Raw genomic sequence first — 17,950 nt, forward strand, 5'->3', positions numbered from 1 at the left:
CAACAATGTCCAAGAAAATCTTTGTCACCGACACCATCCTGCGCGACGCCCACCAATCGTTGCTGGCGACCCGCATGCGCACCGACGACATGCTGCCGATCTGCGACAAGCTCGACAAAGTCGGCTACTGGTCCCTGGAAGTCTGGGGCGGCGCGACCTTCGACGCCTGCGTGCGCTTCCTCAAGGAAGACCCGTGGGAGCGCCTGCGCAAACTGCGCGCCGCATTGCCCAACACCCGCCTGCAAATGCTGCTGCGCGGCCAGAACCTGCTGGGCTACCGCCACTACAGCGACGACGTGGTCAAAGCCTTCGTCGCCAAGGCCGCCGTAAATGGCATCGACGTATTCCGCATTTTCGACGCCATGAACGACGTGCGTAACCTGCGCGTCGCCATCGAAGCGGTGAAGGCCGCCGGCAAGCATGCCCAGGGCACCATCGCCTACACCACCAGCCCGGTGCACACCGTCGAAGCCTTCGTGGCCCAAGCCAAGCAACTGGAATCCATGGGTTGCGACTCCATCGCGATCAAGGACATGGCTGGTCTGTTGACCCCGTATGCCACGGGTGAGCTGGTCAAGGCGTTGAAGGCCGAGCAGAGCCTGCCGATCTTTATCCACTCGCATGACACTGCAGGTTTGGCCGCGATGTGCCAACTCAAGGCGATTGAAAACGGTGCGGACCATATCGACACCGCCATCTCCAGCTTCGCCTGGGGCACCAGCCACCCGGGCACCGAGTCGATGGTCGCCGCTCTTAAAGGCAGCGAGTTCGACACCGGCCTGAGCCTGGAACTGCTGCAAGAGATCGGCCTGTACTTCTACGCCGTGCGCAAGAAGTACCACCAGTTCGAAAGCGAATTCACCGCTGTCGACACCCGTGTGCAAGTCAACCAGGTGCCGGGCGGGATGATTTCCAACCTGGCCAACCAGTTGAAAGAGCAGGGCGCCCTCAGCCGCATGAGCGAAGTGCTGGCCGAGATCCCGCGCGTGCGTGAAGACCTCGGCTTCCCGCCGCTGGTCACCCCGACCTCGCAGATCGTCGGCACCCAGGCGTTCTTCAACGTGCTGGCCGGCGAGCGCTACAAGACCATCACCAACGAAGTGAAGCTCTACCTGCAAGGCGGCTACGGCAAGGCGCCGGGCACCGTAAACGAGAAACTGCGGCGCCAGGCCATCGGCAGCGAAGAGGTGATTGACGTACGCCCGGCCGACCTGCTCAAGCCGGAAATGACCAAGCTGCGTGGTGAGATCGGCGCGTTGGCCAAGTCCGAAGAAGACGTGCTGACCTACGCGATGTTCCCGGACATCGGGCGCAAGTTCCTCGAAGAACGCGACGCGGGCACCCTGGCGCCGGAAGTGCTGCTGCCGATCCCGGAAGCGGGCGGCGTGGCGCGTGCCGGTGGCGAAGGCGTCCCGACTGAGTTCGTCATCGACGTGCACGGTGAAAGCTATCGCGTGGACATTACTGGTGTAGGCGTCAAGGCCGAGGGCAAGCGCCACTTCTACCTGTCCATCGATGGCATGCCGGAAGAAGTGGTGTTCGAGCCGCTCAACGAGTTCGTCAGCGGTGGCAGCAGCAACCGCAAGCATGCTACCGCGCCGGGCCATGTCAGCACGGCGATGCCGGGTAATATCGTCGACGTGCTGGTCAAGGAAGGCGATGTGGTCAAGGCCGGCCAGGCCGTGCTGATTACCGAAGCCATGAAGATGGAAACCGAAGTACAGGCCGCGATTGCCGGCAAGGTGACTGCCGTTCATGTGGCCAAGGGCGACCGGGTCAACCCTGGCGAAATCCTGATTGAAATCGAAGGCTGAAAACAGCCTTCGACACTACCGCTTAATCCTCGGGGGGGCAGGTGCCCCCTTTTTTTTGCCTGGAATTTGGTGGGTCAGAAGCTCATCTTCCATTGTCCCATCAGGCCTTGGTTACGGCTGTTGGTACCGGCCTGGGCGCTGTAGGTCAGGCCGACGGTGTGTTGTGTCGACAGGGCCAGGTCCAGCCCGGCTTGCAGATCCAGGCTATTGCGATCCAGCGAAGTGCCCTGGACCGTGAAGCCGTCAACCCGCCCTGGCAATGCGCGGTAGGACTGGCGCACCTGGCTTTCGACCTCGCCGTAGAGGTGTTTCCAGCCGGTGCTGAGATGAGGTGTGAGGCTGACCTGGTTATCGAATCGATACACCGTTGCCAGGCGAAGGCCCACGGTGCTGCTCAGGTTCTGCTGGGTTTGTGCGCCAACGTTCAGCGCGCTCAGGCCACCGGTTTCCTTGAAGCCGTCACGGTGGTAGCGCTGGAAACCGAGGCCGGCGAAGGGCTCCACGCTGAGATCCGCGCTGCCCAGTTGATAGCCCAGTTCGGAAAACAGGGTCTGGCTCTGGGCGTTGTATTGGCCCCTGAGTTGCTCCTTGTAATCCAGCAGGTTGACGTTACGTTTGTTCTGCCCCGCATGGTCGCTGTAGATCGCGCCCAGGCGTAGGGCCAACGGGCCGTCCTGGCGCACGGCATAACCGCCCAGGTGCCAACTGTCCAACTCGGACGCGAAGCGCGGGGTATCGAGGTGGCTGGTGGATTTTGCGCCCATGACACCCACGCGCCAGGCGTGATCCAGCGCCCAGTCGGCGCCCAACAGCAGGCCTTCGGTGCTGTATTTCAAGCCGGCGCTGCCGCCTTGTTCGTCGAGGCGGCCGTCGTGGCCCAGGCCTTGAACCCAGAAGTGTCCCTCGTCGTCGGCGGGCAGTGTGCGTAGGTTCGAGAGCAATTGGCTGCCGATGTGTTGTGTGGTGTTTTGCGTTGCACCCGCGAGGTTGGCGTTCTGGCTGCCGGCCAATTGCTCAAGGCTTGCACCGATCCCGCCGGGCTGTTTCTCCAGCGCTTCCCCGAATTTATCCAGGGCTTTGATTTGTTCGGAAGTCAGCTCTCCGGACTTCAGCAAACGAATCAATGCGGGCTCCAGCACTTTTGCCACTTGCAAGCCGTTGTGCGAGGTGGCCTTGCGGATGAGATAACCGTCCAGGGGCAGCGCTTTGGGTTCGGGTGTGTAGAACCAGTCGTCATCCAGCGGATCGTAGGGCTGATACCAGTACGGCCTGTATTCGATATCGCCCCGCGCCTGTGCGGTTTGAAGGCTGGCGGTGCTGAGTGCAAGGGCAATGACAAGGGCAACTCTGTGCGGTGTAAAAGGCATGAAATCCCAACCTCTGATGAATGAGGCCGGGAATTTAGCGAGATGGTGTGGTGATAACTGTCAGGCCATCGACCCCTGGTTTGCGGGAGTTGTCTCTAGTGATGCGCGATTAAAAACTGATCCTACTTTGGTCGGTGCTTTTTGAATCTGCATTTTATTGCGTTCATAGGGGGTGCATGGGTTCCATATCTGCACTATATTGCAATTTCAGTTCGCTTTTTCAGCTGGTGAATGCATTAAATTGCAGGTGAGAGCCATGGTCCGTCTGACATTACAAATCTACGCCGAAGGAAAATGGCAGGACGCCATGCTCCTGACAGTCGATACGCCGCAACTGGGTTTCGAAAGTCGGTGCAGTTTTGGTTATGACCAGCGCTATCTGGTGGAACACCTTGATGAAATGGCGACGCCCTTCGCCACCTCCGTGAGTGCCAGGTTCCCACTGCAATGGGAGGGTGGGAGAGCCCAGAGTGCTCCTGCTTTTGTACATGACATCGCACCGGCGGGTGCCGCTAAACGGTTTCTGATGGCGCGTATTGGTGGGGATAAGCCGGCTGACGTCAGTGCAGACCTTTTTCTGTTGATGCGCAGTACGCCTGCCTCCATTGGCCATATGCGAATCAAAGAATCGATTGAGGCTTTGGACGATCGAACCCCCATGGGGTTTGAACGTGATGAGGTTGTCCGACGGGACAACCGTTTCCTTGAGTATGCCTATGAGCAAGGCGCAGCCATCGGTGGGGCCACGGGCGCGGGCGGGGAGGCGCCAAAGTTACTGCTGACAGAAAACCAGGATGGGTTGCTATTTCCGGATGCGGTGCTGGACGACAAGCAGGTCAAGCAGCATTGGTTTGTGAAATTTGCACGCAACAAAGGCACGCAGACAGATCAGGACATTCTGCGTAGTGAATTCCACTACTACAAAGCCTTGCAGACCTTGGGTATTGATACTGTGGCGAAGTCGGGGTTGTCGCTGGAGGAGGCGAGCAAGCCCAGTGTGTGGATGCACCGTTTTGATCGACGCGTCACTGCGCAGGGGGTTGAACGCTATGCCGTGGAGTCAATCTACTCTTTGGCGGGTGTCTCGGTGCCTGGCAGCGCCATGGCGCATCGCGATGTTGTCACGTTGTTGGTTGAATTGTGGCGAGAGGCTGGTCAGTCCAATCAAGTACCGGCGTTGGTCTCTGAGTACCTCAAGCGCGATCTTTTGAACAAAATCCTCGGCAACTCGGACAACCATGGTCGCAATATCTCGATTATTCGCGAAGTGAACGCCCTGCGTCTTGCACCCATTTACGATTTGGCGCCGATGGTAATGGACGACGAAGGCATCACGCGCACGACCAAATGGCCCAGGGAGCTTGAACGGGCGGGCGATGTGGATTGGCGGGGTGTATGTCATTTGCTGGGTGATCTTGTCGACAGCGAGAAGCTGTTCGAAGACCTGAGGGAGGCCGCGCAACAGCTTTCAGCCCTGCCAGACATACTCAATGCCAGCGGCCTGCCTGCAGTGACAATGAACCATCCCGGCATTGCGTTGAAACATTTGCCGCAGCGGTTGAAAGAATGGGGACTGAAATGAGCTTGACAGTCGAAGAACGAACCCTGTTGATTGAAAGCATTCAGGATGCCTTGGCAGAGGGCACGCTGGAAATCGCCGAAGCGGTACGCCGCTTGCGTACGGAAGTCACCGGCCTGCATCAAAGCCAGTTTGCCAGGATGTGCAAAATTTCCGTGCGCACTTTGGTGCATATCGAGCATGGCGAAGGCAATCAGACGCTGAAATCGCTGAATGCAGTCTTCCGGCCATTCGGATTGAAGATGGGCGTGGTGAAGGTTCGCAGAAGCCTCTAGGTAATGGCGCTAGCACTGAAGATCCATGTGGGAGCCTGGCTCCCACATGGATCAACGCAGGTTTGACGATTCAGGCGCGACACTCCGCCAATGTTTTCACCTGCCCATCCCCGCGCTGATTCTCCTGCGATAACCACTTCTCAAACCCCGCTCCAACCTTGGGCCACTGCGAATCGATGATCGAGTACCACGCGGTATCACGGTTCCTGCCCTTGACCACCATGTGCTGGCGGAACACCCCTTCGAAGCTGAAGCCCAACCGCTCGGCCGCGTATCTGGAGCGATCGTTGGCGTTGTTGCACTTCCATTCCAGGCGGCGGTAGCCCTGTTCGAACGCGTATTTGGCCAGCAAGTACACCGCTTCGGTGCTTTTCGGCGAGCGCTGCATGGGCGCACCGAAGGTGACGTGGCCGATTTCGATGCGGCCCTGTGCGGGAACGATGGACATCAGGCTGAGAAGCCCCTGTACCTGGCCGGTCTGGCGGTCGATCACGCAGAAGAAATACGGGTCGCTGTGGGACGCGTGGTTGTTCAGCCAGTCATTGAAGGCGCTGCGCTCCGGGAAGGGGCCGTATGGCAAGTAGTCCCACAGCTTGGGGTCGGCACCGGGGCCCTGGAGGGCCTGGAACAATTCGTCGCCATGGCGGGCCGGGTCGAGTTTTTCCAGGCGGATGAAGCGTCCTTCAAGCAGTGTGACGGTAGGGGCCGGTGCGCCTTTCCAGTCGGCGAGGGAAGTAGTCATGCTGCGCTCCTTAAAGACCTTTGCGAAATTGGATGAACCCAGGGCGTTCGGCGATGCGTTCGTAGAGTTGGATCGCGGTGGCATTGGTTTCGTGGGTCAGCCAATGCACCTTGGCGCAGCCATCGGCCTTGGCGGTGGCGTAGACGAACTCGATCAGCTTGCGACCGACGCCGGTGCCACGTTGGGCCGGGTCCACCAGCAAGTCCTGCAGGTAGCAGGAATTCTCGATGCTCCAATTGGAGCGATGGTAGATGAAGTTGACCATGCCCACCGCTTTGCCGTCCTGCCAGGCCAGGGCCGAGTGGGTCGGTTCGCTGGCGTCGATCAAGCGTTGCCAGGTGCTTTGGCTGACCGCGTCCGGCAGTTCGGTTTCATAGAACTTCAAGTACGCCTGCCACAGCGGCAACCAGGCAGCGTGGTCGGCGGCGGTGACCTGGCGGATATTGATCGGGCTCATTCTGGGTCTCCTTGGGGAATAAAGCGGGCGAGGGTCTGGTCGCGCACATCGGCGCTGGTTGCCAGGCCAGCACGAACGCCGGCCAAGTCGGCCGCGCTGCGGTTCTGGCTGAGTTTGCGTTTACCGATCAGGCGTTCGATCGGCAGGGCGAAGCCGACGATGGCCTTGAGCATGCCGTCGATGTAATCGGCTGGAGCGTCGCTGACCTTCCAGGGCTGGGCGCGGCCGCCTTCATGGCGATCGGTCAGCGCAGTGACCACCGCGAGCAAGCGCTCGGCATCGTTGAATACCTCGGCTTTGCCATAAGCGTGCACGGCGATGTAGTTCCAGGTAGGCACGACTTTGCCGTGCTCGGCCTTGGCCGGGTAGAACGCCGGGCTGATGTAGGCCTCGGCACCGGCAAAGATCACCAGCGCTTCGCTGCCGTTCTGCAGGTCTTTCCACTGCGGATTGGCTTTGGCCAGGTGCCCGTAGAGCATGCCGTTGGGGCCTTCATCCGGGTTGAGCAGCAAGGGCAAGTGACTGGCTTGCAGGCCTTGCTCGCCAAAGGTCACCAACTGCGCCAGGCGGGTGTGCTGGATCAGTTGCTGCAGTTCGGGCAAATCGTCGAGGGCAAAGGCGCGAGGTGTGTACATGGAAAAATTCCTTGGCGAATGCCTGCATCCTAGGCAGGCTAATGGCTCGTTGAAAGAGCCATCTGGCACCCATTTCATAGGTCCAATATGTCGCCTGTCTCGCCGCCCCTGTCGTTCAACCCCGCTGGTATTGAACTGGATCGCCGCCAAGGCCTGACGCGCCAGCTGTATGACGCCCTGCGCCAGCGGGTGCTGGACGGTCGGTTGGTCAGCGGGACGCGCCTTCCCGCCACCCGTGACCTGGCGACGGCGTTGTCGATTTCCCGCAACAGCGTGGTACGCGCCTACGATCAGCTGTATGCAGAAGGGTTTATTGAAAGTCGGGTCGGCGATGGCACCTATGTCGCCCAATTGCCCACCGCAAAAAAACTATCCACAAAAGTATCCACAGGGTTTTCAACAGGCTTATCCCCAGCCTTATCCACAAAGTGGACGGATTTGCCGGAAGACCTGGACAGTGAAGTTATCCACAGCGCGGGCTTGGCACGGATAAAAACCAACCACCTGTCTCTGCCTCCAGCCGGCCCGCCACGGGCATTTCGCGTGGGTGTGCCAGCCTTCGATCTGTTCCCGTTCGAGGTCTGGGCCAAGCTGAACGGGGCCTTCTGGCGCAAGCCGGACCTGGAGCTGCTGTGCTACGGCGACCCCGCGGGCGACGGCCGACTGCGGGGCCTGATTGCCGCCTACTTGCGCAGCTCACGAGGCATGCAGTGCACGGCTGAACAAATAGTGATCACCAGTGGCGCGCAGCAGGCAATCAGCCTTTGTGCACAGTTGCTGGTGGAGCCAGGGGACGGCGTGGCGGTGGAAAACCCCGGCTATCGCGCGGCGGGGCATGCGTTCGCCCTGGCGGGCGGCAAATTGCACGGCGTGCCGGTGGATGGCGAGGGTATTGATTGCCAGGTGCTCAATAGCCTGGAGGATTGTCGGGTGGCTTACGTCACGCCTTCCCACCAGTATCCGATGGGTGTGGTGATGAGCCTGGCGCGCCGCCTGGAACTGCTGGCCTGGGCCGAGCGCACGGGCGGTTGGATCATCGAGGACGACTACGACGGCGAGTACCGCTACAGCGGTGCACCGTTGTCGCCCCTGGCCGCGCTGGATCGCAGTGGGCGCGTGCTCTATGTCGGCACCTTCGGCAAGGTGGCCTTTCCCGCGTTGCGCCTGGGTTACCTGGTGTTGCCGGCGGGCCTGGTGGATGCGTTCGCCCGGCGCCGTGCCGTCGACATGCGCCACTCCGAAGTCAGCACCCAGGCGGTGATGGCCGAGTTCATGGCTGCCGGGCATTTCCAGCGGCATATCCGCCGTATGCGCCGTGCTGCGCTGAGCCGGCGCAATGCCTTGCTGGCGGGCTGGCCAAGCGGGTTGGCCGGCGTGGGTGAACTGCCCAGTGTCGCGGCAGGGCTGCATTTGACCGTGCGCGTGGACAGCCTCGCCCGCGAGCAACAGCTGCTCGACCTGGCGCGGGCCGTAGAGGTTGAAATCAATGGCTTGAGCAGTTATTGGCTCGCGCAATCCAGCCCGCCTGCGGACCAGCGCGCCGGTCTGGTGCTGGGGTTCGCCGCCGTGCCGGAACCTGCCATCGTGCAGGCCCTGGAGCGCCTGCGTACGGTATGGCAGGGTGTTCACTGACGATGCATCAAGTGTTGAAAAACATCTCTGTGGCCAGTGAGGGGCCGATGGCGGCTCGCTCAATTTCAATCTGCTGCTTATCGTTCAGCCTGGTGTACTGAACGGCCCCGCCAAGTTTTTGTTGTTCCACGGTCTTGAAGTGGCCAGCGACAAAGTCCCTCACCTCTGCTTGCGCCGAGGGATAGTGAAAGTGGGCGTACCACAGCACGGCACGGGTCTTGTGATCGAGCACTTCATATTCGTCCAGAAAGTCGTTACGGCGTTTCAGGCGCTTGCGCGTGAGGGTTTTTCTCACGGTTATCTCGCCCTGCTTGTACAGCCACTCCACACGATCGGCCACAGGCGGCTGCTGCTTGATCATCCTGATACGCGTGCTTTTACCTTGCGCATAGAACTGCTGCACCGCGTCATTGAGCTTGCGCTTGAGTTCTGCGGCCTGGGGGTGGTCGATTTCCGTTAGGTTGCGCTGGGTGAGTGCATCTTCGATGTGCTCGATGGCCCGCTCCAGGGGCGGCACTTCCAAGTGGTACAGCCCTTCGACATCCAGCGGCAGGCGCCAGGGTTTGCCTGACTTCTCGAGCCGTTTGAGCACGGTGGGCACGCCGTCGAGAAGGGACTGGCCCTCCTTGAGGCTGGTGTCCAGGTTGACGGGTCGGGAGGTTGAGGGGCGGGAGCGTTCCTCGATGTGCTTGACCCAGACGGTCGGCGACTTTTCGTGGAAGGTGGCGATCACATTGCCGGTCAATGGTGCTATGACATCCACCAATGTCGGGTCCGCCTCGCGCGGTTCGCCCACGATCACCCCGTGAAAGCGTGTCTTGATGATTTTGCGGCGTGCCGGCGGCGCAGCGCGAGAAGGGCCTGGCTTGGGTTCCAGCGCCCTGCGTTCCCTTATCAACACGGCCAGGTCGCGAACCGCCAGCTGGTTGAATTGGTCGACAAGCTTGAGCAGCTCGTTGAGAGGCTCCCTGAGTACCTGATGGCCGGCGTCGGTGTGCAAATCACGCAGGCGTTGATCGGTGATCGTGAATTGGTCCACCAGGCTGTCGAGTGCTTCGATACGTTCGGGCAAGGGGCTGTCGGCTTCAGGCTGTTGGGTATCGAGGTAGCTTTGTACGGCGAGGTCGGCGTTCGTCACGATGGTGTTCAGGCGCGTGCGAGCCTGCAGCTGCTCCGGGGCGTTACCGCGCTTGATGCACAGGTAGCGCGAGACCATGATCTGTAAGGCCTTGAGGTCGTGCAGGCTCAGGCTGGGCAAGGCCTTCGACGACATCTGGATCACCTGTGCGCCCGCGACGCCAAGCTTCTCCAGTTCTTTGAAACGCGAGTCGACATATTCCAGGCGACTGATCATTTCCAGGTTCAACGTGGACATTTCCTCGGCGAGGCGGGCTTTGTCCTTCGGCAAAGTGGCGGAGTCTTCGTCCAGGAGCGCAATGGTGCTGTTCAAGGTGTCTCGATAGGGCCGCAAGCGCTCCTCCACCGCAGATCGGGTGAGCAGCAACTGCTTGTTCAAGTAGTCGGCCATCGCCACCTGGTAGTGGGGAACCGTGTCGATGATGCCCAACGCCCGGAGCTGCCGGATGGGCTCTTCGTATTCGTCCAGCCGCCGGTTGACGTCTCGGATATACGCCTCGCGGCGCAAATCGGTCGCGGGGCCCGGCTCCGAGCCGATGGCGGCGAGGGACTCCGAAAGCGCCGCTTGCTCGCTGCTTTCCCTGGCATCGAACTCGCTGAGGTGTTGCCTCAACTCGCTGATGCGTGACGGTTTCTGCTGTTGAGCGGTGCGCCGGCGATTACGCAGGCCACCCCCCCGCAGGCGCAGGCGTGTGTCGACAAACCATTGCCCGGAGCGGTTGCTTACCAGCAGGGGGCCGGTACGCGCGGGCGCAAGGGGATCAACGATGACCACGTTATCATTTTCGTCCAGGTTGACTTCGAACCAACGCTCACCAACCGGTGCATACCACCGGTCTTTATCGGGATACAGGTTCAGGTAGGCCCCCGGTTTTCTGTTCTGCTCACCCAAGGTGGAGGGTTTCTCGGTCTTGAAGGTGTCCAGCCGGGTTCCCAGGCTCGAAGGTGCGCGGCTCAATGCGCCGCTGATGTGCAACGTGTTTTGATGCAGGGGGTAGAGGTCGCTGGCAGGCAGGTCCTGCAACTGTCTGGTTTCAACGGGCGCGGGCTTGGGCAGCGGTTGGTCCGTTGTTTCGGGGACGATATGGGGCAGGGTGTCGATGGGGTTTTCGGGTAGTGGCTCAAGGCCCGGTTTGAGGGGCTTGGCTGCAGCCTCCTTGGCCGGATGGCGCATCCCTATATGCAAGGCCAGGGCCATGCCCAGGTTGAACCACAGGTCGACGAGCGCGCTCCAGCCGTCGGCGGCGCTTGAGGGCTCTACACTTTCCTGCACCTGTTCCAGGTCTTCCATGATTTGCCACATCCAGGCGGCAACCCCCACGGTGGGGCCCAGGAAAGGCAGCGTGGCGTTGAAGATCCGCCAACCGGTCTGGCGAAACGTCGCCCAGCGTTTCTGGGTATTGGAAACCGACTGGCGGGCTGCCAGCGTGACCATGGCACTGGCGTTGGCCTGGAACAGCGCTGTGAGCGCGTCACCGCCCACGCTGTCGTCGCTCAGTTCGATAGGCCCGCTCATATGCACCGCCGTCACCGGTTCCACCCACACCCGCACCACGACCCACGGCGACGGCAGGGTATCGGGGAACACATATTGCTCGTAGTTGAAGCGTACGTCGTCGGGTAGCCAGGCAAGTACGGATTCGCGCAGCGCTCGATCCTGCTTGATGGCATCCAGCAGATTTTGCCTGGACGGAAACTGGGTCAACACCGGCTCCAGCAGCGGTCGGTACAACAAGCAGGGGCCACTGGCGGCGTTGAGCGGGCCGATCACGAACATGTTGGCGACCTCGTCGCGCTGAGTGCCCTTGCGCAAGGTCGGAACAAACGCCAGTGGGCGTATCACGATCTGCTGCCCGTCGACCTCCTGTTCCTGGCGTTGCACTTGCAGCGCCGCGGCGACGTAGCGGTAGCCCAACTCGTCAATGCCCTGCCGTTGCTGGATCTTCAAGTGCAGCGCCAACAATGGCAGTTGCACCCGCAAATGACTGGCGTACAGCAACTCCCGGTTCCTGGCCTTGATGGGATCGCCAAGCAATGTACTTTTGATCAGTGCCGGGTAGTGCTCGCCGATGTCGAGTGTTTCGATGACGTCCTTGAGGTAGCTGAACGTCATCCAATCGGGTGCCAGGGAGCCGTCATAAAACACGGTGGCTTGGCCTGTCGGCAGGCCGGTGAGGTTTTCCAGCGTCAGATCGATCAGGTTGCGCCGGGTGACATCGACCTGGCCGGGCAGGGCGAATGTTCCCCAGATCACCGGACTCTCGATGACCACCTCGATTTTTCTAGGATCAAGGCCCGCGCCTTCTTTGTGGGTGCGGATGTGCGCTTGCAGTCGCTGCAGGGCGTAGTCGCGCAGGGGCGGGATATCGTCCTGAAACGAACGGCCGTGGTTGGCCGTATGGATCTGGGCCAGTTCAATGATGTAGCGGCTGTAAAAGGCGATGTCCTGATCCGAGGCATCGGTCAGCCAATCCGGTAATTGCTGGTGTATCTGCCGGATGTTGGATAACGCATGATCGCTCAGGTTTTCGATACCGGGGAACACCCGCAGGAGCGGCGCAGGCATCTCGGGTGGCGGGGTAATGGAGCCGGGCATCAATGACTCCGCCTCGCCGATCGCTTCGATCTGCATGGTGATCAGGGCACAGGCCAGGCTGTCGAAAAAATTGTCGCCGGGCTCGTACAGCTGCCACTGCAGGGTGGTTCCCGATTGCAGTTGGATCAGCTTGGCCGGCAGCGCCTGGCCCAATTGCTCAAGGGTTTCGAAGCGCTCGTAACCGCTGACCAGTGAGTAAGCGAGGATCATTGTGCGCTGGTTGTACTCGCCGACCAGCACTGCCATGTCCAGAACGCCGACATGTACGGTGCGGCCATCGCGTAACAGGCTGGTATCCACCAGGTAGGCACGGCTGTTATAGGGGTCGCTGGTGGCGCGTTGGGCGCGTCGCGGAAACTGGTAAAGGCCCCGTGCCATAGCACACTCAAGGACATCCCAATCCTCATGGACGCTGACGTTCCAGGCTTTGCGCAACGTATAGGCAAAGATTTGCCAGCGTGGCCATGTGCTGCCGCTCGACGCATTCCAGTAGTCAAGCTGATGTTCCTGGGACGCAACGAACAGCAGGCCGGCCAGTTCATTGATCAAATGGGCAATGGCGTCGATTTTCACGGGCAGGTGCACGGCGCTCGGTGACTCCGGGTTTAGCGTGAGAAAGTGCTCGCCTTCGATGTAGGTCACCGGGTTGGAGGCCAGCACCTGGCGTGCCAGCGCCGAGGTGAGGGACTCCACGTGGGGCCGCACGGGCACGATGCCCGATTTGAGTACCCGCCAGCGTGGCGTGACGACCATCGTCAAATCCGGGTCGATGTTAAGCCTCGGATACTGCTCGCGCAGAGCCGACCGCAAGATATCGGACGCCACTTCCCGGGTGGACGGTCCGGTGGTCAGTTGGGTGAGCAGTTCGTAGGCGTTGGTGGGGCGCCCGTTCAGGTTGTGGTTGTTGTTGGTGTGCGCGTGGGTGGGCATTTTCGGCTCCTTCTGTCGTTGACCCGGGCGAATGCGCACGGTAATGACAGAAGGAAGGTCGCGGATGGTAGTTAATTAACGGTCGACCCGGGCGGTTCAGGTTCTGCGCTTCTCGAAAAACAGCCGGCGGGCTTGCTCCAGGCTGATTTCGCTGAGGTAGAAGTCGATGCGCTGGGTTTCGCTCAGGCCCGTGGTGGTGTCAGCGATCCGGCCCTGGCGTTGTTCGGCCACGGTTTTCAACCGCGCGGCGATGTAGTTTTTTGCCGGTGTCCAGGAGGCACTGTAGCGAAAGTGCGCATACCACAGCGGGCTGCCAGAGCTGCGCTCGGTGATGCTGTATTCATCGAGAAAGTCCGGGCGAGGGCCCTTGAGCCTGCGTCGAGAGACCGTTTTCCGGATTGTGATTTCATCATGCTCAAGCAGCCACTCGACACTCTGGGTGGTCGGCGGCAACTTCTTGTAAAGCCTGCGCACGTGATTGCGACTGCGGTTGTACAGCTCGGCGATGGCTGCTGTCAGCGCCTTGTTGACAGTGCTGGCCGAGAGCGTGTCGTCGTCGGTGATGTTGCTTTGGGTCAAGGCGCGGTCAATGGCTTCGACAGCCTGTTCCAGGCGCTGGGCTTGCTGGTGATAAAGAAATTCGATGCCCGTTGGTGTACGTGCCTCCTGGTTGGCACGCAATTCGGTACGACGATGGAAGTCGGGCAGTGTGTCCAGCAGGGCCTGGCCTTCGCTGACGGCGACGGACGTGCTGAGCGTGGGCATCGGTTTTTTAGAGGTGGGCAGCCGTTCGACCCAGACCCCCGGGCTTTTCTGGTGATAAGTGGCGATGATCCTGTTTGTAGTCGGGGAGCGGATATCCACCAGGTCGGTCTCCTGCCCGGCCGACGACAGCCGCGCTTCGCCGATGCGGATGCCATCGTAGCGGGTACGGATGAACTTGGTCAGGGGGCGCGGCCTCACGGGCGCCGGGGCGGGGCGCAACCTGAACGCATCTCTCTCGACGATCAGCAGTGCCAGATTCTGTGAAGCCTGCTGGCTGAACTCGCTGATGTGCGTGTGCAGCTGCCTGATCGGGTCCGTCTGTACATGTTCGGTAAAGCGTTCGGCAAAATCACTCAAGCGTTCGTCAAGCATCTGGAACTGACCGACCAGGCTGCCCAAGGTGTCGATACGTTCATCAAGGCGCGACTCACTGCGCTCCTGCAAGGTGTCGTTCAGGCATTGGACGACGATATCGGCGGCGTCGACAATCGCATCGATGGTCGACCAGGCCTGCGGGGCGGTGCTGAGTGTGTTTTGCGACAGGCACAAGTGGCGGGCGAGGGTGATCTGCAGGGCCTTGAGGTATTCGCGAGGATAATGCGGCAAGGTGCCCTTGGTGTCTCGGATCAAGGTGACGCCTTCCCTGGACAACAGCCGGAGTTCGTCGAAGCGCGTGTTCATGTAGTCCAGGCGCTCAAGCATGTCCTGGGTCAGGCCCATCATCTCGCGTGCGTCATCAATGGGGCGTTCATCGGTTGGATTCTGAAGTTGGTCCAACACCCTGCGCATCATGGGGGCAAAGCGGGTGAGGGCCTCGCGAATCCCCGCGCGGGTGAATTCGATCTGTGCCTTGAGGTAGGTGATGGCCTTGGACGCGTAGTCCGATGAGGGCGCGAAGATATTCAACTGCTTGAGTTGCTGCAGGGCCGATTCATAGTTTTCGCGTTGATCGACCAGGGTCTGCAGATAGCGTTGCCGACGTGAATCGGCCGTTTCGGCGGCCCCGTTGGTCATGTCTGCATGGGCTTTTTGCAGCTCGGCCTGTGCATCTTTTTTGGTTTTTTCGAATTCGCTCAACTGGGTGCGCAAGTGTTTCGCGCGCTCTTGCGCCAAGGCCTTGGCCCTTCTGGCTTTCAACGTAGGCCCGCCGCCGCGCAAGCGCAGGCGGGTATCGACGAACCAGTTGCCTTGGCGGTTGGCGATCAACAAGGGGCCCAGGCGTGACAGCTGTTTCCCATCGACAATCACGACATAGTCGCTTTCATCAATGATCACCTGGAACCAGCGGTTTCCCACGGGGGCGAAATATTTGTCCGCGACCTTGTAAAGGTGTTGGCTGGGGCCTTGCTCGCTGATCGGTTCGCCCAGGTTGCTGGGTTTCTCGACCTTGTAGGTGTCCAGGAACGCGCCCAGTTGCGAAGGGTTGCGGTGGGATGCACCGCTGGTGTGCAACGGCTGGGAGCGGTCTGCGGGGATTTCAGAGGTATTGACGTCTGCGATCTTGCGAATGGTGGTCGATGGTTTTTCTTCGGGTAGCGTTGGCTCTATCAGCGGCCGCTTCGCAGGGGGAGGCAACGCCTCGGTGCGGCGAGTTACCCGGTGCAACGTGATCGCCATGCCCAGGTTGAGCAGCAAGTCGGTGATGGCATTCCAGCGTAACCGGTGCTGGGGGTCCTCTTCGGCGTCGACGACTTCTTGCAGTTGATCCATGATTTGCCAGATCCACGCCGCAACGCCGGCCGTGCGCCCCAGGAACGGCAAAGCGGCGTTGAAGATCAGCCAGCCGGTGCGCTCGAAAGTGGCCCAGCGCGCATCGGCATTGGAGACCGACTGCCTGTCGGCCAACGTGACCAGCGCATTGGCATTGGCTTTGAACAGGGCGGCTAGCCGGTCGCCATCGAGGGTTTCCTCGCCCAACCGCAACGGACCGCTCAGGCTCAGCACCTTGGCAGTGTCCACCAGGAAATCCACCACCGACCAGGGTGAGGGCACGGAACTTGGGAACACGTACCGGGCGTAATCCGTGCGCACGTTGTCCGGCAGCCAGGCCAGCACCGATTCGCGCACGCTCGGGGATTGCTGGATCGCGTAGATCAGATTGGCCGGCGATGGGTATTGGCTCAAGGGGTCCTCGAGCAAGGGGCGGTAGAGCAGGCAGGGCCCGGCCTGCATATGGGAGGGCCCGATCACGAACATGTTCGCAACCGTGTCCGGCTTGCCGCTGGTGTTCCGACTTACAAAGGCCAGCGGCCGGATGACGATCGTATTGCCTTCGACTTTGTGATCGGCCGCTTTGTCTTGCATCACGGCGTTCACATAGCGATAACCCCGTTCGTCGATGCCGCCGATCCGGTTGAGTTTGCAGTGCAGCGCCAGCAGTGGCAGTTGAATGCGAAGATGGCTGGTGTAGAGCTGCTCGCGTCGCCACGATTCCGTCGGGTCATCCAGCAGTTTGCTTTTGATCAGCGCGGGGTAGGCGTTGCCGACATCAATGCCGGTAATCAAGGTTTCCAGGTAGCTGACAGTGAGCCACTTGGGTATTGCGCCGCCATTGCTTCTGCGCAGGGTTTTGTTGCCCAGGGGCAGGGCGATCAGGTTTTGCAGGGCCAGTTGCGCCAGGCTGAAGGTGGTGGTCACGGTTTGTCCAGGCACGGTGAAGGTGCCCCAGATGACGGGGCTCTGGATCACGATGTCGAACTTTTCCAAAGCCAGGTCCCTGGCCTCTGCGTGATCTTTGCTCATCTGCAGTTTCAGCGCTTCTAGCGCGTACTGCTCGATCGGCGCAATGCCGTCATCGTAAGCCTGGCCCTCGTTCAGGCTATGCAGCGCCGCCAGATCCTTCAGGTGGCGGCCATAGGCATCCTGGTCCGAACTGGAGGCCTCGATGAGCCATTCCGGCAAGGCTTCCCTGTACCAGTCCAGGCCGGGTGTCTTTTGGCTGACAGCCTTGGCGGCAGGTGCCGTGATTGGCCCCGGCAGGCTTTGCATCGTGTCCGTAAAGTGCAGTGCACCGATGGCGTCGATCTGAATGGAGATCAAGATGCAGGCTTGTTGGTCGAAAAAGTTGCCGCTGGGTTCGAACAGGCGCCAATCGATTTTCTTGCCCAGGGCGCGGTCCGGCAGATAATTCTCCAGGGCATTGCCCAGTGCCTCGGTGGAATTGAATTTGTCATAGCCGTGCCCCGGCGCGTATGTAAGTAAAACTTCCTGGCCGTTCTGTTTACCGACCAGTACCGCGATCAAGCTGTCATTGAGGTGGGTGGCCTTGCCAGCGTCGTCGATCAGGAAGATATCCACCAGGCAGGCCCGGGATGCATAAGGGTCGTTGCGCTTGCGCAGATCCGGGTCCGGTTCAACGTACAGGCTGCGCGCCATGACACAGTCTTCATGGGTCCAGCCCTCCACCTTGTCCACATTCCAGAAGCTGCGAAGGGCGCTGGAGAGTTGATGCCAGTGGGGGACGGCATTGCCGTTGGACAAGTTCCAGTAATCGGCCTGTTGTTCCTGAAACCCGATGATCATCACCGGTGCCAGCAAATTGATAGTGTTGGCGATGTCTTCAATGTGCACGGGCAGGTGCACCGGCGGTTCAGCGATAGGCAGTTGGGTGAGAAAGTGTTCCCCTTCGACATACAGCGTCGGTACACCGAGTACTGCCTGTTTGGCCAGCACGTCGGACAGTGCCTGATACCGAGGGGGCTTGGCGATGATCTTATCGCCGACGATGTCCCAGACGGGCGTACCGACCACGGTGACATTGGGGTCTATATCCAGATGGGGATAGTTTATTTTGAGCTCGCGTCGCAGCAATGCGGCCGCCACCTCGCGAAAGGCAGGGCCGGCAGATAACTGAGTGATCAAAGTGGCTGTGGAGTAGAAGCGGGAGGCTGACGACGAAGCAGGCGATGCTGTGGTTGATGTCATAAGGGACCTGACAGGCATGGGTGGGCGACGCCCGAGGCTGAGCCCCGGGTGTTGCCATGCTAGGAAGCATGCCGTCAGGAAGGCGGTGTTTATCTAT

At 60.5% G+C, this 17,950-nt stretch carries 10 protein-coding genes; 4 read left to right on the top strand and 6 right to left on the bottom strand.

Annotated features, from left to right (window positions below; genetic code table 11):
• The first annotated feature begins 5 nt into the window (after positions 1–5).
• On the top strand, positions 6–1,814 hold the full coding sequence (gene oadA, locus AC3WP7_RS16320; protein ID WP_102592203.1) for a sodium-extruding oxaloacetate decarboxylase subunit alpha: 1,809 nt from the start codon (positions 6–8) through the stop codon (positions 1,812–1,814).
• A 74-nt stretch (positions 1,815–1,888) separates the two neighbouring features.
• On the opposite strand, the gene AC3WP7_RS16325 is transcribed toward oadA, so the two are convergent.
• Positions 1,889–3,181: an autotransporter outer membrane beta-barrel domain-containing protein gene (locus AC3WP7_RS16325; RefSeq protein WP_092241581.1), complete on the bottom strand. Its 1,293-nt coding sequence runs from the start codon at positions 3,179–3,181 to the stop codon at positions 1,889–1,891.
• A gap of 256 nt (positions 3,182–3,437) precedes the next feature.
• Here AC3WP7_RS16325 and AC3WP7_RS16330 point away from each other — a divergent pair, with 256 nt between their 5' ends.
• Positions 3,438–4,763: a type II toxin-antitoxin system HipA family toxin gene (locus tag AC3WP7_RS16330; protein WP_102592204.1), complete on the top strand. Its 1,326-nt coding sequence runs from the start codon at positions 3,438–3,440 to the stop codon at positions 4,761–4,763.
• The gene (locus AC3WP7_RS16335) at positions 4,760–5,035 is read left to right on the top strand and encodes a helix-turn-helix domain-containing protein (RefSeq protein ID WP_092241585.1); all 276 of its coding nucleotides are present in this window, start codon (positions 4,760–4,762) and stop codon (positions 5,033–5,035) included. The genes AC3WP7_RS16330 and AC3WP7_RS16335 overlap by 4 nt, the downstream gene beginning before the upstream one ends.
• Before the next feature lie 70 nt (positions 5,036–5,105).
• On the opposite strand, the gene AC3WP7_RS16340 is transcribed toward AC3WP7_RS16335, so the two are convergent.
• The 3 genes from AC3WP7_RS16340 to AC3WP7_RS16350 are packed head-to-tail and all read right to left on the bottom strand — an operon-like array spanning position 5,106 to position 6,869.
• Positions 5,106–5,777 carry a GNAT family N-acetyltransferase gene (locus AC3WP7_RS16340; RefSeq protein ID WP_102592205.1) on the bottom strand — a complete coding sequence of 224 codons (672 nt, stop codon included), beginning with the start codon at positions 5,775–5,777 and terminating at the stop codon, positions 5,106–5,108.
• Between the two features lie 10 nt (positions 5,778–5,787).
• Positions 5,788–6,234 (bottom strand): GNAT family N-acetyltransferase, encoded by a 447-nt coding sequence (locus tag AC3WP7_RS16345; RefSeq protein WP_093514226.1) that lies wholly within the window; start codon positions 6,232–6,234, stop codon positions 5,788–5,790.
• A complete protein-coding gene (locus AC3WP7_RS16350; RefSeq protein WP_102592206.1) occupies positions 6,231–6,869 on the bottom strand; it encodes an FMN-binding negative transcriptional regulator in 639 nt (212 codons plus the stop codon). Before AC3WP7_RS16350 ends, AC3WP7_RS16345 begins: the two co-directional genes overlap by 4 nt.
• Before the next feature lie 87 nt (positions 6,870–6,956).
• On the opposite strand from AC3WP7_RS16350, the gene pdxR reads away from it, so the two are divergent.
• Positions 6,957–8,501 carry a MocR-like pyridoxine biosynthesis transcription factor PdxR gene (pdxR, locus tag AC3WP7_RS16355; protein WP_093120294.1) on the top strand — a complete coding sequence of 515 codons (1,545 nt, stop codon included), beginning with the start codon at positions 6,957–6,959 and terminating at the stop codon, positions 8,499–8,501.
• Between the two features lie 7 nt (positions 8,502–8,508).
• Here pdxR and AC3WP7_RS16360 read toward each other — a convergent pair whose 3' ends face one another.
• Both AC3WP7_RS16360 and AC3WP7_RS16365 read right to left on the bottom strand, forming a co-directional pair.
• The gene (locus AC3WP7_RS16360; RefSeq protein ID WP_102592207.1) at positions 8,509–13,164 is read right to left on the bottom strand and encodes a dermonecrotic toxin domain-containing protein; all 4,656 of its coding nucleotides are present in this window, start codon (positions 13,162–13,164) and stop codon (positions 8,509–8,511) included.
• 96 nt (positions 13,165–13,260) lie between these two features.
• Positions 13,261–17,739 (bottom strand): dermonecrotic toxin domain-containing protein, encoded by a 4,479-nt coding sequence (locus AC3WP7_RS16365; protein WP_309475179.1) that lies wholly within the window; start codon positions 17,737–17,739, stop codon positions 13,261–13,263.
• Positions 17,740–17,950: the final 211 nt, after the last annotated feature.

The organism is Pseudomonas sp. FW305-3-2-15-C-LB1, from assembly GCF_058787615.1.